Here is a 19,003-nt window from a genome sequence, read left to right as displayed (position 1 = left end):
CGACTCATCAATCCCATGCGATCGCCCCTGTTCAATTCCTCATGACCCTTCGTTCGCCGCTCCATCGGATTATTTTTCATAGCTCCGCCCAGGGGGGATGTCCCTTTTTGTCCAATGGCACCCGAGCCTTCATTATTTGTCTTGCGGACCTCTTCGGTTTCCCTGTTTTTGATAACGCACCCTTCGTCGTGTCCGCTCGCAGACCCATCATCCCCTGGACTTTTACAGCTTTTCGTATTATCCTTCCGTTATGCAGACCCGAGTTTTACTTTTCCCATAGCTGGGCGCGGTTTATTGATGCCTGTGTAAATAACGCCCTATTTGGGAGGCCCAGATTTGCGGTGATTTCTAGGCGTGAGGAGGGCGCGATGCGGGCCATCGTAACCGACGAACAACGACGAAATCGCCCAAAGGTGGGCCTCCCAAGGCCGGGCGCTTTCGGAGCGGCGACTGCGTTGTTCGTCGGTCACATAGTCCCCGCTATGCTCCCTCCTCACGCCTTGTCGGCGCCCCAAAATCGCCCCGGCCAAATAGGGTGTTATTTACACAGGCATCAATAGTTCAACAGATTCTTTGCAAAGCCCCGCCCGGCGTTTTGCCCGCTCTTTCATCTCTGCTCGTTGCGGGACTTTGCAAAGAATCCTAATTCGTTGGGGTTACTCAAGTAATGATAAAATCCTGGTATCGAATTTGACTGGAGACCTCTGATCTATGAAAGAAAATCTATTTCAGGCAGCGAGAGAATACATCGATCTAATCGATAAGATCGAGAAAACCAGCGACCCACTCAAGCTTCAAACCCTGGACGAGAAAAGGGCTGAAGCCCATTGGAAATTCATTGAGTTGCTCAAGGCTCAAGGGATTAAGTACAAAGACAGGGAGCACGCCACGCGGATCGCTTATCGGATCGCTAACGAGGAATTATGACCTTACAAGAAATCGCACAAATTTATACCAACCTTGTCCTTTCAGAAGAGCAGATCCCTGAAGAGGAGCACGTCACAAAACAAGAGATCAATGAACTTCGGTCCAAGTATCATCAGATTCTTATGGATAAACTTCGTGAAGAGGGGATTGATTTCGCTGATCGTTTTGAAGCAATGAATATCGCCTTCGAAATAATCAAATTGCCCAACAATTCATTCCAGCGGACGGGCCAAACGGCGGCCCGCCGCTGAATTCTTACGTTGGGCATTAACGATATGGTGAATTAACCATATCCATGGTATAATGCGATCAATGAACGACGACGTCCATTTCGGTTCATTTACCTGGAATGCCGCGAAAGAACGTGAGAATATCCACCGCCACGGTCTGAGTTTCCGAGAGGCAACGGCCGCTTTTGCGGATCCCCATCGCCTCATCACACACGATGACAAACATTCCAGCCAAGAAGAACGTTTATTTTGTGTGGGGCGGGTGAACAATCGTGTAGCCACTGTTCGTTTCACTTATCGTGACAAGAAAGTTCGTATTATTGGCGCCGGTTTTTGGCGAAAAGGAAAGGTCCTCTATGAAAAAACACGATCTTAGTCAGCCTATCGGAAACTTACATGTCGTTTCTGATTTCCTCCCCCCCCCTGAAGATCTTTTTCCAAAAAGAGACCCCGTTAAAGTTACTTTGGTGGTTGATAGAGAAAGCGTTGATTTCTTCCGAAGCAAAGCCCACGAAGTGGGACAGAAATACCAAAGGATGATGCGGGACGTCCTACGTGAATATTCTCATCTTTATCAGTTCCATCGCCCACCAAGGCGCTCCAGCGGGCGGTCACACCGCGGCCGCCGGTAAGATTAGCCGCGTTGAACATCGATACCAATGCGAATGAATCGGCTATTGATGCCTGTGTAAATAACGCCCTATTTGGGAGGCCCAGATTTGCGTTGATTTCTAGGCGTGAGGAGGGCGCGATGCGGGCCATCGTAACCGACGAACAACGACGAAATCGCCCAAAGGTGGGCCTCCCCAGGAGGCCGGGGCGCTTTCGGGCGGCGACTGCGTTGTTCGTCGGTCACATAGTCCCCGCTATGCTCCCTCCTCACGCCTTGTCGGCGCCCCCAAAATCGCCCCGGCCAAATAGGGTGTTATTTACAGGCATCAATAGTTCAACAGATTCTTTGCAAAGCCCCGCCCGGCGTTTTGCCCGCTCTTTCATCTCTGCTCGTTGCGGGACTTTGCAAAGAATCCTAATTCGTTGGGCCGTTTAAATGGGATCAGGCTTTCATAGTTTTGTGCACAAGGTTACAGCAAACGCTTCGTTTTAATTGCAATGGCAAAGGCAACACTGGTTTAAGGGCGCGGCTCGTTCATTTCAGCCGCAAAGTAATGTTGGGTGGGTGTGTTATTGTTTCCTTCCCTGCCCAACAATTCGCTCCACCGGACGCGGGCACAGCCCGCCCGCGCCGGTGAGCTTGAGCGTTGGGATCCAATAAATCCATTGACAATTAGGAATAATATTGTATACTCATAGTAGATACAGTATGGAGGACCACAATGAATCTCTCTATTCAAAAATGGGGCAATAGTCTGGCTTTTCGCATTCCAAGCGCCATTGCCAAAGACATCCACTTGCATCGTGGGTCTGAAGTGGAAATTGATATCGTGAACGGAAATATGATGTTGAAACCAACAAGGCAAAAAAAATATTCTCTTTCCCATCTACTGAAGAGTATTTCTAAATCCAACCTTCATTCCGAACAAGACTGGGGCACCCCCCTGGGCAAGGAAGCATGGTAAATGTCTCATTCGTATTGTCCCAAACGGGGAGATGTCGTTTGGCTATCTTTCACTCCGCAGGCTGGGCACGAGCAGATGGGCCATAGGCCTGCGTTAACCCTGTCTCCAGAAACCTATAACAAAAAAACAGGTCTTGCCATTTTTTGTCCCATGACGACCCAAATCAAAAACTACCCATTTGAAGTTCCAATTGTTTCTGGAGATAGAATCTCCGGTGTTGTTCTTGCCGATCAAGTGAAAAGCCTGGATTGGCATACCCGTGGAGCCCGCTTTTATTTCAAGGCTTCCGAAAGTATTTTATCTGAAGTCTCAAACAAACTCGCAGTTTTACTGGGATTATAGAATGCCCAACAATTCATTCCAGCGGACGGGCCACACGGTGGCCCGCCGCTGAATTCTAACGTTGGGCATGGGCATCAAACGACCCATTGACATCATTACGTTTTGTATATACAATAGACCAGCATGAAATATACGTGGAATGACGCTAAAAGCCGTTTAAACATCCGGAAACATGGGATCGATTTTGTGGATGTTCCTTCGATGTTTCAGCACCCCATGGTCACTTTTCTTGATCAAAGAAAGGATTATGGGGAGGAGCGTTGGATTGGAATCGGGATTCTTAAAACCATCTTGGCGGTTGTTGTTTTTTCCGAACCAGTGGAAAACACGGTTCGAATTATCTCCGCCAGAAAGGCCACCAACTATGAAAACAAAATCTACAGAGATGAAATCTAAAACCAATTGGAAAAAATTGAATGCCATGAAGGATTCCGAGATCAACTTTTCGGATATCCCCGTCACCGATGCCGCCCTATTCAAAAATGGTTGTTCGGATGCCGAAACCCAAGGAACTGGTTTCGATCAGGATCGACAATGATGTTTTGGAATGGTTTAGGCACCAAGGGAGAAAATACCAAACTCGGATTAATGCCGTACTCCGGGCGTACGTCGATGTGCATTCCCACTGAAAAAGCGCCCAACAATTCGCTCCACCGGACGCGGGCACAACCCGCCCGCGCCGGTGAGCTTGAGCGTTGGGCGGAAAAATAATCTGGAGTCCTAGTCTATGCCTGAAATTTGCCGTTTCTTTGGTATCATCATTCGGATGTTCTTTGACGATCACAATCCACCTCATTTCCATACGGAATATGGCGGGAGAAAAGCCGTTTTTGATTTGCGCGGGAATATCCTCCAAGGAGATTTGAGGTCAAAGGTTGCCGTGAGACTAGTCAGGGACTGGATTGACTTACACTCCGAGGAATTGAAGGCCGATTGGAAGTTAGCAAAGCAGGGCAAACCCCTTAAGAAAATTGATCCGTTACAATAGAGGAGAACATTATGTGGAACCTAAATGACCTCATTAAAATTAAATACCTAAGGCCGTATATTTATTTCGTTGAATTTGACGATCGGGCTAAGGGTGAAGTCGATTTGCGATATATTTTAGATAAGGGGCCAGTTTTTAAGCCTCTTCATAACATCAAACTATTCCGCTCGGCTAAAATTCAAGGGGGAACGATTGCCTGGCCCAATGGCGCGGACTTGGCCCCCGAAACGATATATGAGGCTATTCAAAAACCGCCCAACAAGTCATTCGAAGCCGACGCGGGCGCACCGACCGCGCGGCTTAATTTTAACGTTCAGTTTGTAGAAAAACCCCCGAGCGACCATTTCACTCCCTAATTCCCGACCGCTGGTCCTGCCTGTAAAAAGATATAAACTCGGATTACCGTCGACGCTGACGACAATTCATTTACCGGAGGCCCGAATGCCGCGGTATAAAGAAGCGAATTACGCGCAAGGGCAGTTTGTTTCCATTCAGTTTGAACACCAAATCCTACCTGGCAGTTTCGAGCATGCCCTCTCTTATGTTGTAGACCACAAAATCGACATGACGGCGTTTCATGGATTACGCAACAACGATAACGGAGGCGCTCCGGCGTATGATCCCCGTGTGATGCTGAAGATCGTGCTGGCGGCCTACGCCCGCGGGATGATTTCGAGCCGGGATATGGCGTATGCTTGCCAACAAAACGTGGTCTTCATGGCCTTGTCCGCTCGAAGCGAGCCACACTTCACCACGATCGCCCAGTTCGTGCGGTCCATGGGCCCCGTGATCAAAGGCCTGTTTGTCGACGTCCTGCTTTATTGCGACGAACTGGGCCTGATCGGCCGGGAGATGTTCGCCATCGATGGGTGCAAAATATCGTCTAACGCGTCGAAGGAGTGGTCCGGAACACGTGAAGACTTCGAAAAGAAGAAGACCAAATTCACAAAACTGGTAGACACCTTGGTGGCCAAGCACAAGGAGGTCGACGAAGGCAAAGAGACCCTTCCCGCTGAGGTGCGTGCCAAGGAAGAGAACGCGATCAAGGCCCTAGAAGAAAAGATCGCGACGCTGGACAAATGGCTGAACACGGAGAAGGACAAGATCGGGCACACCGGTCAACCGACAAAAAGCCACCTCTACGATAATGAGAGTGCCAAGATGGTGAGCTCCCACGGGGTCATCCAGGGATACAACGGGGTGGCCGCAAGCGATGCCAAACACCAGGTGGTGGTGGCCGCGGAGGCCTTTGGCGAGGGGAGCGAAACAAAACTGTTGGAGCCGATGGTGGAAACGGTGGAAAAGACGTTCCAGGGTTTGGGGGACACGCGATCGCCGTTAAACGCGGCGCCGTTGTTGGCGGACAGCGGGTTCCACAGCGAAGCGAACATGAAGATGTTGCAGGGCAAAGAGATCAACGCCTACGTGGCTGACCGGAACATGCGAAAACGGGACCCTGCGTATGTGACGGCGAAGAAACACGGAGGTAAGATTGAGGGGATCCAAGGGAAGACCCCGGAACGCCGGTTCTTTGGGCCCGAAGATTTCAAATTCAATGAACGCGGAAAGCTGGTGTGCCCTGCGGGCAGTGAACTGTATATAGGATACCGCCACCACGTCACCCCCAACGGGTTCTACGGAGTGGCGTATAAGGCGAAGATCACGGCGTGCCGAGGCTGCACGCTCCGAGCAAAATGCCTTCAAAACCCCAACACGAAATACCGGCAGGTGTATAAATTTGAGGGTCGTCACCGCCCCCCGGCGGTAGAGAACGCAACAACGGGGATGATCCAAAAGATCGACAGTGCGCTGGGGCGCTTTATTTACAGTCGCCGGATGGGAATGATCGAGCCGGTGTTCGGCAACATCCGGCACGCGCTGGGGTTAGACCGGTTCACGCTGAGGGGAAAGGAGAAGGTCAACATCCAGTGGAAGCTTTACACGACGGTGCACAATCTGTTGAAGATCTTCCGCTACGGGTGGACAACGGCGATGGTGCCCAGCGGACTGAGGGCGATGGCGGGGTAGAGAAAACTTTATCCCCGCTATCCACAAGAAAAGATGATAAAGAATGGAAGGAGGCACTGGAAATTATGCTGAACGGGAGTTAGACTAGTCTCTGTAAGGCCGCGCGGGGTGCGAGACCGCCGAAGTTCCGACGGATTCGCCCCGACCGACCAGGGAGCAGTGTCAGCTCCCATCAAAAAATGAAGCCCACAACCCGGGTGGGACGTCGATAAATGGGGTTTTTCTACAGACTCGTTGGGCCGGCAAATAAAAACAACCGCCATCACACCAATTTTGTTTTTGCTTACTCCTATTCTGCCGGGGTGCGTGGAATCTGAATCAGACCGGGATGTAATACTTCGACGAGCAGACTCTTATGAACAACGGGGATTTTCAATGACGGCTGCTGATCTTCGTAAAGAAGCAGCCTCTGCTTCAGACAGACAAAATATTTTTTAGACCTCCATGACGATCCCGCTTCGTCTCCTACCAAGGAGATCTTCTGTGATTTTTAAGGGAAAGAAGACGGATTTGATGATTTCCGAAGCAAGGGTTTCTGTTGATGCTATTGAGCGCGCGAAGCCACATTTGGAGAGATCAACTTTACGAAGAGCAGGGATGCTCGATGAGGCGGACCGTCCTATTATGATTCTGTGGGTCCGCCTCATTTGATGGCGAATATTTCATTTCCAAAGATGTCTATCCTGCAAAACTTTCTAAAACGTTTCGGGCTGTTCTTATTAATGCTACGTCAGGAAAAGATACTCCTCCCAGGTGAATGGCCCAACAATGCGGTCCAGCGGACGCGGGCACCATCGGCCCGCGCCGGTGAGCTTGAGCTTTGGGAACCTATATGAAAATTCTCAATTGTAGTACTTAGCGAGAACTCTGATTGTGGCCGGAGCCCTCCCAAAAGCTCCCGTAACTTTTAGGTGACTGACCTGGGAGGTGGAGACCCCTGAAATTCAAAATCATCCGGTAATCCTGTCTTGTGGCCGGTCGGGTGACCTCCCACGCGACGTTCTCATTCCCCCGGGGCGCCTTGCGCCCGTCACCGATGGGAAACTTGGCGGGGTTGATGAAGCGGGTTCTGTCGGCGATGGAAGGGATGAAGATTCGATTTCGATCGGACAGTGCGGGTTTTCAGGCAAGGTCGTGCGGGTGTTGAGGGCGGCTGGGGTGGACTACACGATCACGGCGCGCAAGGACGCGGCGGTGATGGAGGCCATTCGATCGATTCCTGCGGGAAACTGGAAACGGTATGAGGTGGGGCGTGGAAGGATCGGGAAACGGAGCTGGCAGGCTGACAATCAAGACGGTGCGGTTCCGCCTGATCCGACTGGCCGGGGTGGTGGTGCGGCGGTCGAGGTCTGTGGGTTGAAGTTGTCGGGGGTATCTCTATCGCAAGGAGTTTGAGGATGCGCGAGAGCGAATTTTGGGGTTATGTGGGACACTATCCTACGGGTAGTTTAAAAGGCGACAACGACCACACGATCCTCCCAGATCAGTCAACTGAAAGTTACGGGAGCTTTTGGGGAATGACCAATCCGCTGGCGGTGGAGCTTCCGGGGGAGTACAATATCCGCTGACTCTATCCAGGAGGCTTCTATGTCGCCATTGAAAACGATCACCGAAGAACAGCGGAAAGAAATTGCCCAGGGGTTATCGGTCCTGTTAGCGGACAGCTACACCCTGTATTTGAAAACCCACAATTACCATTGGAACGTGACCGGTCCCATGTTTCAGACGTTGCATCTCATGTTCGAACAACATTACACCGAATTGGCTTTGGCCGTGGATTTAATCGCCGAACGGATTCGCGCATTGGGTCAACCGGCTCCCGGCTCCTACGCTCAATTCAGTAAGCTCACGTCGGTCAAAGAAGCGGTCGGTGTTCCCAAAGCTCAGGAGATGATCCGCGAACTCTTGGTGGCGCATGAAACCGTGATCCAAACCGCACGCCAAACGTTCCCGGCCGCGGAAAAAGCGGCGGACCAGGCCACAATGGACCTTCTTACACAGCGCCTGCAATTGCATGAAAAAACAGCGTGGATGTTGGGGAGTCTTTTAGAAGGCTAGGCGTTGGGGCGGGGGACCATGGTGATGGCGTCCCAGGGGCAAATACGCATGCAGAGGGTGCACCCGGTACAGACATCGGGCTGAACGTCACACACAATTAGCCCCGTCGGTTGGGTGACGTCGGTGGACGCTTTCACGATGCAGGTGTCGTGGGGCGCCACGGCGATGCACGCCTCGCACCCCGTGCAGAGATCCGCCGAAATTTTGGCGATGGTGCGGGACTTTCGGGTGGGGGTGGGCGTTGTCATGGGGACAGTTTACTGTTCCCCGTCTCTTTGTCAATTGACAGACATCCCTCCCTCGAAGTAGAATGCCTCATCATGACCAAACGAACCTTTCAACCTCATAAACGTCGGCGCAAGAAAACCATCGGTTTTCGCGCGCGGATGGCCACGGTCGGCGGGCGGCGTGTCATTAAACGGCGCCGCCAAAAAGGCCGTTGGAAACTAAACCCGTAAACGTTTTCCGACCCGTTCCCTGTTTGTCCATCTGATCCAAGCAAGCGATTTTTTTCTTTTCGCTGGCGGGAAATAAAGGTTTCGCCTTCGGCGCGGATGGAAGGGAATGGGGCGGAGGACGGGACGGTTTTTTTCGATCGGTCCGTGGGGGATTTCACATTTCAGCGGCACGAACGTCTCTCCGGGCCCGATTTTAAACGGGCCATGCGAACCGGACGACGTCGGGTGGGGCAATGCGTGACGTTGTGGGCCTATCACCGGCCCGACACGCCGCCGCCACCCGCCCGACTGGGCGTGGTGGTTGCTCGTCGGCACGGGGGCGCGGTCCAGCGGAATCTCTTTAAACGCCGAACGCGGGAAGTCTTCCGGACGCATAAGCCCTGGCCACGGGGGTGGGATTTTGTGGTGGCGCCAAAAACACCCGGCCCGTTTCCCCCGCCTACACCGCGTTGCGGAGGATGTGCTGAACACAATCCGTAAACTGGTTTGAAAACAATGGCCACTCCCTCTGTGCGTAACGCTTTAATTTTTTTTGTTCGACTGTACCAATCCGCGGGTTTCTTTTGGAAACCCCGGTGTCGGTACTGGCCCACCTGCTCGGAATATTCCCGGGAAGCGCTTGAGCGCCACGGCGCCTGGTGTGGTCTTCTCCTCACCGTTCGTCGGCTTGCCCGTTGTCGCCCCTGGGGCGGTCACGGCTACGACCCGGTACCTCAAATGACAAAGGTCTCCCCATGAAAAAAAATTACATTCTTGCGTTTGTTCTTTCTTTTGCGGTCTTGATGTCGTGGCAGTATTTTGTGGGACAAGCAAACAAACCCGTCCCTGGGGCAACGACTCCCTCCTCGCTCAGCTCGTCTCCCGAGAGAACTGCCCCCGCAGTCACGCCCACGGGGGCGCTTCCGGTGCCGGCGCCCTTCCCCCCCCCCGCGGTTCAGCGCGAGAGCGTGGTGGTCTTTGAGATGGGGCTCAATCGAATTTCCATTAACCGTTACGGTGGAGCCGTGGCCCAATGGGAAATCCGTGAAGACGATCATTGGTTGACCCTTGTCCCTGTTCAACCGTTCCCGATTCAAGCCTTATCCACGTTCCCGGACGTGGCCTATGAAGTTCGGGCCGAAGGCAATCGGTTGGTCATGACCGGCCAGCGACCCGATGGACTCACCATAGAAAAAACCCTTCGGATCGCTCCCAAAGGGTATTTGCACGAAGTGTCTCACCGCTTAGCAAACACCGGCACGGTGCCCCTGTCCACGTCCTACGAATTGGGGTGGGGCCCGGGCATGGAAGGTGGGGATGAAGGCGGCAAGGACGGACGGGAAGCCAAAGGGTTTTCAGCGGGCTATCGTTTTCGATGGGACCAAATTCACCAAACTTAAACCCGGCACCCATTCCGGGACGTACACTGGTGGGGCGCGGATGGGCACTATTTCTTAGGGGCCCTCATTCGCAACCCGGCGGAGCCCACATCCGAAATTACCGTCCATGTGGCGCAGGAAGAACATTATTATTCCATCCGGCGGGTTGTGCCTGTGCCGTTGCACCCGAGCGAATCCCGTTTGGACACGGCATCCTTTTTTGTCGGGCCGAAGGTTTATCTGGACCTCAAAGAGATGGGGATCGGATTGGAACGTGCCGTGGACTTTGGCTATTTTGCCCCGTTTGGGCGGTTAATTCACCGCGCCCTCTTCACGATCCATAAAGTCACAGGCAACTACGGATGGGCCATCATTCTCCTCACGTTCATCATTCAAATTTTGGTGATTCCGCTCACGGTGAAAAGTTTTAAACACGGCCAAAAAATGAAAGCCATTCAACCTCAAATGAAGCGGCTTCAAGAACTGCATAAGGGCGACGCGCGACGACTGAACAGCGAGATGCTGGCCCTCTATCAGCGGCACGGAATGAAGTTTATGGGGATGGAAGGCTGTGTGCCCATGCTGATCCAGTTGCCCGTTTTCTGGGCGTTGTTTTCCACGTTGAGGAACACCTTTGAATTGCGCCACGCCCCTTGGTTGGGCTGGGTTCAGGATCTTTCGGCCCACGATCCGTTTTACGTGTTGCCAGTTCTTATGGGGGCGGGGATGTTCGTCCAGCAAAAATGACCATGACCTCCATGGATCCGACTCAAAAACAAATCATACATGATGCCCATTATTTTCACGTTCGTGTTTCTCAAAATGCCGTCGGGTTTGGTGATCTACTGGCTCACCAACAGTTTGTTGACCATCGGTATTCAATACTATCTGCTGCGGAGAGAATCTTCCGTTGAGGTTGTGAAATGAAAGAGTGGGTGGGGGAAGCCAAGTCTGCGGACGCGGCGTTGGCCCTCGGTTTAAAAAAACTGGGCCTTTTGGAATCCCAAGTCGAGGTGAAAGTGTTGGCCGATCGGACCAGCGGCCTTTTTAGCATGTTCGGCTACCGTCAGGTGAAGATCCGTCTGGCTGAAAAGGTTCGACGTTTTGATCGTGACGATCGTTCCGACAGCCGAAACGAATACGAACGATCCGATCGATCGGATCACGATCGCCGCCGGTTTGGGCCGAAGGGACGTCGGGACGAAAAAATCCGATCGGCCCAAAGAGCGGGACCGACGGGGCGGCCGGAAAACCGTCCCCCGGAACGGACTGACGATCGGCGCCGTGAAGTGAAAGAATCGGCTCGGCTCACGCGGAAAGAAGACAAACCCCACAACGACCGAGACCGTCGGTTCCAGAAGCCGGGCCCCGGCGGGCGCCCCCCTCTTCCTAAAAAAAATTCACCTCCGAAATCACCTCCTTCTCCGAGTGAACGCAAGCCGGTCAAAGGCCCTCCTCCCGAGAGTGGTTCGTTCCGGCCGGAGGTTCCTCCGGAATCCCTGTTGGCCCAATGGCGGGACTTGTTGGGATGGGACGATTTGGTTTGGGATTTTAAACCGGTGGACAATCATCGGTTGCTGGTGAACCTCAAGACCACGCGGGGCGAACGCTTGGCGGGCAATAGCGGGCGGGCCTTGGAAGCTTTGAATATTTGTTTAACCTCGTCTCCTCTGGGGCGACCGGGAGAAACCGTGGGTGGCGTTTCGCGTGGCCGGGTTTCCGTCCGCGGAAGAGTCTCGCGTGGTGGACAAGGCGCTCTTCGCCGCGTTTCAAGTGCGCCGGACCGCCAAGATGTTCCATCTGGATCCCATGTCGCCGGCGCAACGGCGGGCGGTCCATCAAACTCTCGTGAACCATCCGGACGTGACGACCTTTTCCGAAGGAGAAGGCCCCACACGCCACGTGGTGGTTAAACTGAAAGAAAAAAAAGAATAGTTTCTACCCTGTGTTGATCCTTGACGATACCATCGCGGCTGTCGCGACTCCCTTTGGGGTCCGGCGGTTTGGGGTGGTCCGGTTGTCAGGAACCCAGGCCCTTTCGCTGGCGGTCCGTCTGTTTCAAGGAACGGTGGCCCTGGGACCAATGTCCCTCCCACACGCTCCATCATGGTTTTCTGAAAGACGGGGCTGACGTTTTAGATGAGGTGGTGGTCGGGCTTTTCCGGTCCCCGCGTTCCTACACGGGGGAAGACGTGGTGGAGTTTTCGTGTCACGGGGGGGCCCAAATCCTCCGACGGGTTTTGGACAGTTGTTTGCGCGGGGGGGCGCGATTGGCGGACCCCGGTGAATTTACGCGCCGGGCCTTTCTCAACGGAAAATTGGATTTGACCCAAGCGGAAGCCGTGGGCGATTTGATCGCCGCCCGGTCCGACGCCCAACGGCGATTGGCTTTGGAGGCCTTAATGGAAAGATCGCCAAACCCCTTCACCCCCTTCGCGAAAAACTTTTGGGCCTTTTGGCTCACCTGGAAGCCCACCTGGATTTCGTGGAAGACGAGATTCCAGACCTCACGCGGACCGATCTGCGAAACGGAATAAAATCAGTGGCAGACCATATCCAATTGTTGGTGGGCACCCCGGGCCGAAACCGGTTGTGGCGGGAAGGCGTGCGGGTGGCGATTGTGGGCCGGCCCAACGCCGGGAAATCTTCCCTGTTCAATGGGTTTTTACTGGAGAACCGCGCCATTGTGGCGGATCTCCCGGGCACCACGCGGGACACGTTGGAAGAAACCGTGGTGTGGGAGGGCGTTCCGCTCACCCTGGTGGACACAGCGGGTTTACGAGAGACTGACGACCGGGTGGAAAGCGAGGGCGCTGACCGTGCCCGCCGGGCGTTGGCGGGGGCCGACGTGATCTTTCTCGTGGTTGAAGCGGGGGACGGTCCTTGTCCGGAAGATCGTGCCGCGGCACAGGCCGTCCGTGATCGTCCGGTGGTTCTGGTGTTAAACAAAATGGATTTGGTTCCCGAAACACCAGCCGTTTCCCTGGAAATTCATTGGAAAAACGAATTAATTTTAGCGACGGCTCCGGTCTCGCGCGTGTCGGCCAAAACAGGTGAAGGCTTAGCGGAACTGGGTCAAGCCGCTCTTCGTTTAGCGGGGGGTGGTGAAGAACCGCGGGAGCCCGGAATTGTTTTTAACGCGCGGCAGGAACAACGGTTGCGGGACGTTTTGGACGCTCTAAATCGAGCGGTGGTCGCGGCGGACGCGGGTGTCCCGGAAGAATCCCTGGCCATTGAACTTAGGCAGGCGTTGGCCGCTTTAAACGCGGTGACGGGGCAGGGTGCCCCTGAGGAGGTCTTGGATGCGATTTTTTCGCGGTTCTGTGTGGGCAAGTAGGTCGGTTTCTCTTCTCGTCTGGTTTTTGGCTGTTGGGGGTGTTTACGGCGGTGAACCTCCCTCGTTTACGCTGGATCCCTCCACGGTCACCGCGGGACGAACACTGACAGTTCTTTGTGAGACCACCACGTCCCTTCGCAACGCCCGGGCCCAGTTCGGCAAAACCCAAACCCGTTTCTATAAAGAATCCCCCACCCAATGGCGGGCACGTTTGGGGATTGACGCCATGGAAAAACCGGGTTCCCACACCCTTTTATTGACGGGCGCGAGTGGAGGCCGGCGGTTTACGATTGACGTTCCTCTTCGCGTTCGGGCGGGTTCCTATCCGGTGAGCAAAATTAATTTGAAACCCGAAAAAGACTCTCTTTACACCTCCGGTGCCGTGGCCGCGGATGGAAAACGATTGGCCTCTTTTTACACGAAAATAGGTTCGTCGAAAAAAGAATGGGACGGCGCTTTCGTGCAACCCTCCACCGGGGTGGTTTCTTCCGTGTTCGGGGCGCGCCGGAGTTATGGGGAGCGCCCCCCGTCCAGTGCCCATTCCGGGGTCGATTTGGCTAACGCTGAGGGCACGGTGATTCAAGCCCCGGCTTCCGGACGGGTGGTTTTGTCGGAGTGGATGGAGAGTTTTGGGCACGTGGTGATGTTGGACCACGGGCAGGGGATCTACTCGTATTATCTCCATATGAAATCCAGGGCAGTGGATGTGGGCCAGCGGGTCAAACAAGGGCATCTCCTGGGTCTGATGGGTCAGGAAGGCGTCGCGACGGGGCCGCACCTCCATTGGTCCCTGGCTGTGGCGGGTGTGCGGGTGGACCCCCTGGAATGGGTGAAGCGAGCCATCCCATGACGTCTCCGCACCACCATCCGGAGGCGGGACGGTCCCGACCTCCGCTGCTCTTTGCGGCGGGTCTGACGGCCGTGACTTTCGTGGCCGAACTGATGGGGGGAATTTACAGTGGGTCCTTGGCCCTACTCTCCGATGCCGGTCATGTGTTTATGGATCTGACGGCACTGCTCTTCGCCCTCCTGGCGTTGTCCCTGTCCACACGGCCCACGTCGGATCGCCGCACTTTTGGGCTCCATCGGATGGAAGTGTTGGCGGCGCTCACCAACGGTTTGTTGGTGGTGGGTTTGGCCCTCTGGCTCGTGTGGGAATCCCTGGGTCGAATTTCCAATCACACGATCCCCGACTGGTTCCCATGGCGGTGGTGGGAAGTTTGGGGTTGGTGGCCAACCTGTTCGTGGCCTGGCGTCTCCATGGGTTCTCCCGGCAAGACATGAACATTCGCGGGGCGTTCCTCCACGTGACGTCGGACGCATTGGCGAGTTTGGGTGTGGTGCTGGGCGCGTTAGTTATTTATGGGACCGGATGGTTTTGGGTGGACCCGCTCGTGGGCCTGGGGATCGCGGGAATCATTTTGCTAAACGCGGGAAGGCTTTTGCGGGAGGGGTTTAATCTGTTATTGGAAGGGGTGCCGCGGCATCTTCGATTGAGTGAGGTGGAAGCCTCCATTCGGGGTGTTCCGGTGTGGTGCGCGTGGCGGACCTTCACCTGTGGGGACTCTGTTCCCACCTGACCTCCTTGTCCGCCCACCTGAAGGTTCTCCCTGAAACGATGGCCAACACCGGGGCGCTCCTGGAAGCGATCAACACGCCCCTGCGGGAAAAATTTCGCATCACCCACACCACCCTCCAATTGGAACCGGAACTCCAAAAGGTTAGAGCGGAACCAAACCTGAGGTAGCGGGTTTTTTTAAGGTGGCGGCCAGGCGTTTGATGGGCCATTGGCCTGGGGCGAGAGGGCGACGGATATAGCCGTAGGTCAGCAGGGAGCCTTGGCGAAACCCTTCCAGACGTGAGGCGAGGCCCAGGGGGCCCATGGCGATAAAGGCTCGGCGACGAAAAGACGAGCGGGAACAAAAATCCATCAGCCGATCCACATCTTTTCGTCCGAGAGGTTTTGCCGCCACTTTCAAAACATCCCCCCCAAGCTTCTTCGCTTTGCGCACGAACCCCGCCAGGGCCACGTTGCTGGGGGTTCGTTTAAAATCGTGAGCCGAAAGAATCACAAAGCGGCCCCGTTTGTGGGCTTCAAACACCACATGGCGGTTGATTTCCACGGCGGCCAATTCAACATCCACACCGTCCACTTCGGTCAGGGCCGCGCGAAAAAGTCCCAAGCGATCCACTTCCCGAAACTTAACGGATAGCCCGCCCCTTCTTCGCCCATCCGCAGCGTTAACAAAATCGGTTGACGGGTTTCACGTCGAAGGGCTCGGAGTGTTCGTTGAAACCGTTCGGGTTTCAGAAGAGTTTTGGGGAAGAGGTCCGCGCGGACTTCCAAAAGGTCGGCCCCGTCTTTCTCGGCACGATGTGCGTCCGTCCGGAGCGTAGCGGCGTCGGAGAGTGACGCCACAAGAAGGGCACGGCGGCCCAGGCCTACGGGGAGTTTAACGCGTGGCATTCTAGAACGAAAAGCGGAAGGCGTAACGAAACGTATCGCCCAGGACGCCGTAGGGCGCCCAGGTGGCGTCAAATCCCCACCGCGGAAAAGAAAACCCCAATCCTAGGGAAGCGCCGGTGGCGTCGGAAACGTCCTGCACGTCCGAACGATAGCCCGCGCGCAGATGCCCCACCGCGTTTTTATAAAGGCGTGGGGAGACTTCCACACCCACACCCAAGGCCGGGGACTCGTGACGGACCGCACGGACCTCGGTGGTACACAACAAACGATCTTTCAAAAATCGTCCAGCGACTCCAAACGCAACAGTCATGGGTAACGGGTCTCCTTCCTCCACGAAGTCAATTGACCCCCCTATGTTACGAACCGCGGTCCCCAGGGTCAAGAAAGAAATTGGGGTCTTCCACAGAGCGCCCACGGTTCCCGTCGGAACGGCCGCGGATTCGCTGTCTATCGATTGGCGCACGAACGTCATTCCCAAACCCAGGGAGAGCTGATCCAGGACCGTGCGCCCATAGGAAAGCCCGTAGGCCCCGTCGAGAGAACCGAAAGTCCCTTCCGCGTCGTCCGTGTCTTCGGTCCGCCTTTCAATTCCTTCATACGCGAGGGTGACCACGCTGGCGGCAAAGGTTCCCCCTTTGGTCGGGTGGGCGTAGGCCCAGGAATCGTGTTGGCCCCCTTGGATCCATTGGGTGTGGGCGGCCGTAATTTGGGGTCGGGACAATTGGGTTAATCCGGCGGGGTTCCAGATGGACGCGTCCGCGTCATCGGCCACAGCGGTAAACGTGTTGCCCATCGCCGCGGCCCGGGCCCCCGCGCCGATTTTCAGAAAAGCGGCCCCCGTGGTTCCCGCTTTTCCACCGGCCCAGAGGGACCCGGCAATAAATGTGAGGACCGCTCCAAGGGAAAGAGTGCGAATCATCCCCTTCACTTGATCACCGCCATCTTGAAGATTTTTTCATCGCCGCTGTTTAGTGTGAACCGGAGCCAGATAGACACCCGACGCTGTATTTTGCCCTTGGTCGTTACGTCCGTCCCATTCCAGGTAGTAATAGGTCCCATCGATGGGCGCCGACTGGGAGAGAACGCGGACAAGGGCCCCGGCCACATCATAGATTTCGATCTTCACGTCGCCGCTTTTTCCGACAGGCAAGCTGTATCGGATCATTGTCCCTTCAATCGTCTGAACGCGATCAGCGGCTTCCGCGGCGTTCAACGTTAGGGTTTTGGGTTTGAGGTTAAAAGGGTTGGGCACGTTGTGTACGCGAATCGTTGGGCCGGTGTAGGTGTTGGACCCGATAATACTGGCTTGGCTCGGCAGGACGACAAACGTTGACATATGCCCCACGGAAACCGTGATGGTGCGATTTACTTCGTCCACTGTTTTTTGGGCATTTTCTAAGAGGTACACATTATGGATGGGATCATAGAAGTACACGTTCAGTTGAGAGGGGTCGGCGACATCCTCGTCGTATTCCAACGTCAAGCGGGCGTCTTTTTTCAGTAAGTGGCTTAACCCGGCGGGGAGAAAGATATCGTAAAAAGCGCTGAAGGGGTCAACGGCGGGGGCGGTGGCAAGCGCCTGGAACAGATCGGCGGAAGGATAGGCCGCGGCCCCGAGTGTCCGGACGGTATGGGCGATGGTTGCGTTTCGAGCCAACCGGGGAGCCGTGTTCGTAGGAACGATAAAAGCGTCCGCGCTTTGAATTCCAATGGCGACCGAGGAAGACGTGGCCACGGCAAACGATCCCGCGCGGAAGACCACTCCGGCGGGGGTGCCTTCCAAGGTGCATTCCCCTCCCGTGACGTTTGAAATGGATGTGGACCGGCGGTTTTTAATACCGGAATGGAACGTGAAGAGTTGGTTGAATCGATAGTTTTCTCCCGTGGAACTATCCGAATCTTTTTCGGTTGTGTAAAAGGAGGCCCGCACTTTAAACGAGGATTCGTTTTCATTGTTGGGAACGGTGTAGACAGCGGTCACGCTGTCTCGGGCGGAACTGATTTCCACGTTGCTCAATGTTCCGACCCCTTCCTCGATTGTAAGTAAAGTAGGCAGGTCGTTATCCGCGAGGGTCAGATTTCGAAGCGGTTGACTGGAAAAAAAGCGGAGAGCGGTGACGCGGTTTGACTCAACGATGGTTTGGGATTGATTGACGAAGACTCGAAGCGCGGCCGCCCAGTAGAGGAGGGGGATGACCCTCTCTTCCGTCGCGTTCGCAAAGAGCACACCGGGCTGGTTTCCTGTCACAATCACCAGGGAATAGATTTTTTCAGTTTGGAATCCCGAAATGGAATAGCCGGTGACCTGCTTGGTGTCTTGGTTGCTTTCGATACGGCCAAAAATGAATTCGTCGAAGTTATTGTCCACACCCAGGATCAGATGAACTTCGTCTAGTGTTGGGGCGGATCCGTCTGGTTTGGTGATGGTTCCGGAAACGGTGGCTCCCCGTGCAAGCGTGATCGTTTCAGCGGACGCGGTCCCCTCAGGGACAACGAGGGGTCTCTGGATACTCGCGTAGCCCAAGGCCATGGCCCGTAGAGTGTAGGCCCCGGGTTTAAGTCCTTCCACGCGAAACGTGCCGTCCGCGTTGGTGCGTTCTTCAATTTCGCCCAGGGGACTGTCGTCAAAGGGCGCTCCGGTCCTGTGAAGCACAATGTCCGCGCCTCGTTCTCCCCCCTGGTTGTTCTTGTCGGATAGGGCGGGGGTCAACGTTCCGCTGTCTGCCGAAACGACTTTCCCGGTGATCACCCCGTTGGCGAGGCTGAGCGTAAAATCGTTTCCAGAAAGCTTGGTGGTTTCATTCACATTGATGGCCCGTCGTCGTTCTTCCGCGTAGCGGGGTCCCGAAAGTCGTGCGTAGGATTCCCCGGAGCGGAATCGGGGGGACGCGATAACGTCATAAAATCCTTTGGCGCGGTCGATCCCTTGTAATTCATATCGACCATTTTCCTGGGTGAAGGCTTCCACTTGGAAGGCCCATTGATCGCCGCCATTATTGGCGGAAGGTTGCGCCTTCACCCGAATGTTGGGCAAGGGAGCCCCCCCCGCGTTCCGGACCGTACCCGAAAGGACGCTGCCTTGCCGTAAATCGATAACCCCCACGTCCACGGTTTGGCCGGCGATGATTTTGATTCCTGATATTTGGATGGGAGCGTAGGTCTTAACGCCTAACGCTAGGGCGTCGTTACCCAGAGCACTGTTCCCGCGGAGGCGGAGATCATACTGGGTCTCG

28 protein-coding genes and 1 pseudogene are annotated in these 19,003 nt (G+C 55.0%); 23 read left to right on the top strand and 6 right to left on the bottom strand.

Annotated elements, in window-relative coordinates; translation table 11 throughout:
* The first annotated feature begins 711 nt into the window (after window positions 1–711).
* The 11 genes and pseudogenes from IPH59_12295 to IPH59_12245 all read left to right on the top strand — a co-directional run bounded on the left by IPH59_12295 (window position 712) and on the right by IPH59_12245 (window position 8,150).
* Window positions 712–927: a hypothetical protein gene (locus IPH59_12295; protein ID MBK7092479.1), complete on the top strand. Its 216-nt coding sequence runs from the start codon at window positions 712–714 to the stop codon at window positions 925–927.
* Window positions 924–1,178, top strand: coding sequence for a hypothetical protein (locus IPH59_12290; protein MBK7092478.1), 255 nt, complete (start codon window positions 924–926; stop codon window positions 1,176–1,178). Before IPH59_12295 ends, IPH59_12290 begins: the two co-directional genes overlap by 4 nt.
* Window positions 1,179–1,239: 61 nt before the next feature.
* Window positions 1,240–1,533: a BrnT family toxin gene (locus tag IPH59_12285; protein MBK7092477.1), complete on the top strand. Its 294-nt coding sequence runs from the start codon at window positions 1,240–1,242 to the stop codon at window positions 1,531–1,533.
* Between the two features lie 958 nt (window positions 1,534–2,491).
* Window positions 2,492–2,734: an AbrB/MazE/SpoVT family DNA-binding domain-containing protein gene (locus IPH59_12280; protein ID MBK7092476.1), complete on the top strand. Its 243-nt coding sequence runs from the start codon at window positions 2,492–2,494 to the stop codon at window positions 2,732–2,734.
* Window positions 2,735–3,076 (top strand): endoribonuclease MazF, encoded by a 342-nt coding sequence (gene mazF, locus IPH59_12275; GenBank protein MBK7092475.1) that lies wholly within the window; start codon window positions 2,735–2,737, stop codon window positions 3,074–3,076. It begins immediately after the preceding gene.
* Between the two features lie 123 nt (window positions 3,077–3,199).
* Window positions 3,200–3,472, top strand: a complete 273-nt coding sequence (locus IPH59_12270) for a BrnT family toxin (GenBank protein ID MBK7092474.1) — start codon at window positions 3,200–3,202, stop codon at window positions 3,470–3,472.
* Window positions 3,462–3,705 (top strand): annotated as a pseudogene (locus IPH59_12265) (BrnA antitoxin family protein). Before IPH59_12270 ends, IPH59_12265 begins: the two are co-directional and overlap by 11 nt.
* Before the next feature lie 98 nt (window positions 3,706–3,803).
* A complete protein-coding gene (locus tag IPH59_12260) occupies window positions 3,804–4,064 on the top strand; it encodes a DUF4160 domain-containing protein (GenBank protein MBK7092473.1) in 261 nt (86 codons plus the stop codon).
* An 11-nt stretch (window positions 4,065–4,075) separates the two neighbouring features.
* Window positions 4,076–4,420 carry a DUF2442 domain-containing protein gene (locus IPH59_12255; GenBank protein ID MBK7092472.1) on the top strand — a complete coding sequence of 115 codons (345 nt, stop codon included), beginning with the start codon at window positions 4,076–4,078 and terminating at the stop codon, window positions 4,418–4,420.
* Between the two features lie 85 nt (window positions 4,421–4,505).
* The gene (locus IPH59_12250) at window positions 4,506–6,092 is read left to right on the top strand and encodes a transposase (GenBank protein ID MBK7092471.1); all 1,587 of its coding nucleotides are present in this window, start codon (window positions 4,506–4,508) and stop codon (window positions 6,090–6,092) included.
* Between the two features lie 1,587 nt (window positions 6,093–7,679).
* Window positions 7,680–8,150 carry a DNA starvation/stationary phase protection protein gene (locus IPH59_12245; protein MBK7092470.1) on the top strand — a complete coding sequence of 157 codons (471 nt, stop codon included), beginning with the start codon at window positions 7,680–7,682 and terminating at the stop codon, window positions 8,148–8,150.
* Here IPH59_12245 and IPH59_12240 read toward each other — a convergent pair.
* A complete protein-coding gene (locus IPH59_12240; GenBank protein ID MBK7092469.1) occupies window positions 8,147–8,398 on the bottom strand; it encodes a 4Fe-4S binding protein in 252 nt (83 codons plus the stop codon). The two genes, IPH59_12245 and IPH59_12240, sit on opposite strands and share 4 nt — an antisense overlap.
* Before the next feature lie 72 nt (window positions 8,399–8,470).
* On the opposite strand from IPH59_12240, the gene rpmH reads away from it, so the two are divergent.
* The 6 genes from rpmH (at window position 8,471) to IPH59_12210 (ending at window position 10,893) form a co-directional block, all read left to right on the top strand.
* The gene (gene rpmH, locus IPH59_12235; protein ID MBK7092468.1) at window positions 8,471–8,608 is read left to right on the top strand and encodes a 50S ribosomal protein L34; all 138 of its coding nucleotides are present in this window, start codon (window positions 8,471–8,473) and stop codon (window positions 8,606–8,608) included.
* 96 nt (window positions 8,609–8,704) lie between these two features.
* Entirely contained in the window at window positions 8,705–9,088 is a 384-nt protein-coding gene (gene rnpA, locus IPH59_12230) for a ribonuclease P protein component (GenBank protein ID MBK7092467.1), read from the top strand.
* A 15-nt stretch (window positions 9,089–9,103) separates the two neighbouring features.
* Entirely contained in the window at window positions 9,104–9,346 is a 243-nt protein-coding gene (gene yidD, locus IPH59_12225) for a membrane protein insertion efficiency factor YidD (GenBank protein ID MBK7092466.1), read from the top strand.
* A complete protein-coding gene (locus IPH59_12220; GenBank protein ID MBK7092465.1) occupies window positions 9,343–9,987 on the top strand; it encodes a hypothetical protein in 645 nt (214 codons plus the stop codon). Before yidD ends, IPH59_12220 begins: the two co-directional genes overlap by 4 nt.
* A gap of 108 nt (window positions 9,988–10,095) precedes the next feature.
* Window positions 10,096–10,713 (top strand): membrane protein insertase YidC, encoded by a 618-nt coding sequence (yidC, locus tag IPH59_12215; GenBank protein MBK7092464.1) that lies wholly within the window; start codon window positions 10,096–10,098, stop codon window positions 10,711–10,713.
* Between the two features lie 39 nt (window positions 10,714–10,752).
* Window positions 10,753–10,893 carry a YidC/Oxa1 family membrane protein insertase gene (locus tag IPH59_12210; protein ID MBK7092463.1) on the top strand — a complete coding sequence of 47 codons (141 nt, stop codon included), beginning with the start codon at window positions 10,753–10,755 and terminating at the stop codon, window positions 10,891–10,893.
* Window positions 10,894–10,943: 50 nt separating this feature from the next.
* On the opposite strand, the gene IPH59_12205 is transcribed toward IPH59_12210, so the two are convergent.
* Complete coding sequence (locus IPH59_12205; GenBank protein MBK7092462.1) at window positions 10,944–11,132, bottom strand: hypothetical protein; 189 nt, start codon at window positions 11,130–11,132, stop codon at window positions 10,944–10,946.
* A 625-nt stretch (window positions 11,133–11,757) separates the two neighbouring features.
* Here IPH59_12205 and IPH59_12200 point away from each other — a divergent pair.
* The 6 genes from IPH59_12200 (at window position 11,758) to IPH59_12175 (ending at window position 14,883) form a co-directional block, all read left to right on the top strand.
* A complete protein-coding gene (locus IPH59_12200; protein ID MBK7092461.1) occupies window positions 11,758–11,901 on the top strand; it encodes a hypothetical protein in 144 nt (47 codons plus the stop codon).
* 68 nt (window positions 11,902–11,969) lie between these two features.
* Window positions 11,970–12,503, top strand: coding sequence for a hypothetical protein (locus tag IPH59_12195; GenBank protein ID MBK7092460.1), 534 nt, complete (start codon window positions 11,970–11,972; stop codon window positions 12,501–12,503).
* A complete protein-coding gene (locus IPH59_12190) occupies window positions 12,422–13,303 on the top strand; it encodes a GTP-binding protein (protein ID MBK7092459.1) in 882 nt (293 codons plus the stop codon). The genes IPH59_12195 and IPH59_12190 overlap by 82 nt, the downstream gene beginning before the upstream one ends.
* Window positions 13,269–14,153 (top strand): M23 family metallopeptidase, encoded by an 885-nt coding sequence (locus IPH59_12185; protein MBK7092458.1) that lies wholly within the window; start codon window positions 13,269–13,271, stop codon window positions 14,151–14,153. The genes IPH59_12190 and IPH59_12185 overlap by 35 nt, the downstream gene beginning before the upstream one ends.
* On the top strand, window positions 14,129–14,587 hold the full coding sequence (locus IPH59_12180) for a cation transporter (GenBank protein MBK7092457.1): 459 nt from the start codon (window positions 14,129–14,131) through the stop codon (window positions 14,585–14,587). Before IPH59_12185 ends, IPH59_12180 begins: the two co-directional genes overlap by 25 nt.
* Window positions 14,533–14,883, top strand: coding sequence for a cation transporter (locus IPH59_12175; protein ID MBK7092456.1), 351 nt, complete (start codon window positions 14,533–14,535; stop codon window positions 14,881–14,883). Before IPH59_12180 ends, IPH59_12175 begins: the two co-directional genes overlap by 55 nt.
* Before the next feature lie 141 nt (window positions 14,884–15,024).
* Here IPH59_12175 and IPH59_12170 read toward each other — a convergent pair whose 3' ends face one another.
* Genes IPH59_12170 through IPH59_12155 form a run of 4 tightly spaced genes read right to left on the bottom strand, consistent with a single transcriptional unit; the run spans window position 15,025 to window position 18,804 of the window.
* Complete coding sequence (locus IPH59_12170; GenBank protein ID MBK7092455.1) at window positions 15,025–15,486, bottom strand: type I 3-dehydroquinate dehydratase; 462 nt, start codon at window positions 15,484–15,486, stop codon at window positions 15,025–15,027.
* A complete protein-coding gene (locus IPH59_12165; GenBank protein ID MBK7092454.1) occupies window positions 15,462–15,770 on the bottom strand; it encodes a type I 3-dehydroquinate dehydratase in 309 nt (102 codons plus the stop codon). Before IPH59_12165 ends, IPH59_12170 begins: the two co-directional genes overlap by 25 nt.
* Before the next feature lies 1 nt (window position 15,771).
* Window positions 15,772–16,698: a PorV/PorQ family protein gene (locus IPH59_12160; GenBank protein MBK7092453.1), complete on the bottom strand. Its 927-nt coding sequence runs from the start codon at window positions 16,696–16,698 to the stop codon at window positions 15,772–15,774.
* 27 nt (window positions 16,699–16,725) lie between these two features.
* Window positions 16,726–18,804 carry a carboxypeptidase regulatory-like domain-containing protein gene (locus tag IPH59_12155; protein ID MBK7092452.1) on the bottom strand — a complete coding sequence of 693 codons (2,079 nt, stop codon included), beginning with the start codon at window positions 18,802–18,804 and terminating at the stop codon, window positions 16,726–16,728.
* Window positions 18,805–19,003: the final 199 nt, after the last annotated feature.

This window comes from bacterium (assembly GCA_016708315.1).
GTDB lineage: Bacteria > Zixibacteria > MSB-5A5 > CAIYYT01 > CAIYYT01 > JADJGC01.
The sequence above is the reverse complement of the archived record's forward strand: the minus strand, read 5'-3'. Positions and strand labels throughout refer to the sequence as shown.

Coding starts and splice junctions, on each gene's coding strand:
- rnpA (MBK7092467.1), top strand. CDS start 8,705: ATGGAAGGGAATGGGGCGGAGGACGGGACGGTTTTTTTCGATCGGTCC.
- IPH59_12245 (MBK7092470.1), top strand. CDS start 7,680: ATGTCGCCATTGAAAACGATCACCGAAGAACAGCGGAAAGAAATTGCC.
- IPH59_12255 (MBK7092472.1), top strand. CDS start 4,076: ATGTGGAACCTAAATGACCTCATTAAAATTAAATACCTAAGGCCGTAT.
- IPH59_12210 (MBK7092463.1), top strand. CDS start 10,753: ATGATGCCCATTATTTTCACGTTCGTGTTTCTCAAAATGCCGTCGGGT.
- IPH59_12285 (MBK7092477.1), top strand. CDS start 1,240: ATGAACGACGACGTCCATTTCGGTTCATTTACCTGGAATGCCGCGAAA.
- IPH59_12240 (MBK7092469.1), bottom strand. CDS start 8,398: ATGACAACGCCCACCCCCACCCGAAAGTCCCGCACCATCGCCAAAATT.
- IPH59_12250 (MBK7092471.1), top strand. CDS start 4,506: ATGCCGCGGTATAAAGAAGCGAATTACGCGCAAGGGCAGTTTGTTTCC.
- IPH59_12180 (MBK7092457.1), top strand. CDS start 14,129: ATGGGTGAAGCGAGCCATCCCATGACGTCTCCGCACCACCATCCGGAG.
- IPH59_12270 (MBK7092474.1), top strand. CDS start 3,200: ATGAAATATACGTGGAATGACGCTAAAAGCCGTTTAAACATCCGGAAA.
- IPH59_12165 (MBK7092454.1), bottom strand. CDS start 15,770: ATGCCACGCGTTAAACTCCCCGTAGGCCTGGGCCGCCGTGCCCTTCTT.
- IPH59_12280 (MBK7092476.1), top strand. CDS start 2,492: ATGAATCTCTCTATTCAAAAATGGGGCAATAGTCTGGCTTTTCGCATT.
- IPH59_12220 (MBK7092465.1), top strand. CDS start 9,343: ATGAAAAAAAATTACATTCTTGCGTTTGTTCTTTCTTTTGCGGTCTTG.
- yidD (MBK7092466.1), top strand. CDS start 9,104: ATGGCCACTCCCTCTGTGCGTAACGCTTTAATTTTTTTTGTTCGACTG.
- IPH59_12200 (MBK7092461.1), top strand. CDS start 11,758: ATGTTCCATCTGGATCCCATGTCGCCGGCGCAACGGCGGGCGGTCCAT.
- IPH59_12185 (MBK7092458.1), top strand. CDS start 13,269: ATGCGATTTTTTCGCGGTTCTGTGTGGGCAAGTAGGTCGGTTTCTCTT.
- IPH59_12295 (MBK7092479.1), top strand. CDS start 712: ATGAAAGAAAATCTATTTCAGGCAGCGAGAGAATACATCGATCTAATC.
- IPH59_12290 (MBK7092478.1), top strand. CDS start 924: ATGACCTTACAAGAAATCGCACAAATTTATACCAACCTTGTCCTTTCA.
- mazF (MBK7092475.1), top strand. CDS start 2,735: ATGTCTCATTCGTATTGTCCCAAACGGGGAGATGTCGTTTGGCTATCT.
- rpmH (MBK7092468.1), top strand. CDS start 8,471: ATGACCAAACGAACCTTTCAACCTCATAAACGTCGGCGCAAGAAAACC.
- IPH59_12260 (MBK7092473.1), top strand. CDS start 3,804: ATGCCTGAAATTTGCCGTTTCTTTGGTATCATCATTCGGATGTTCTTT.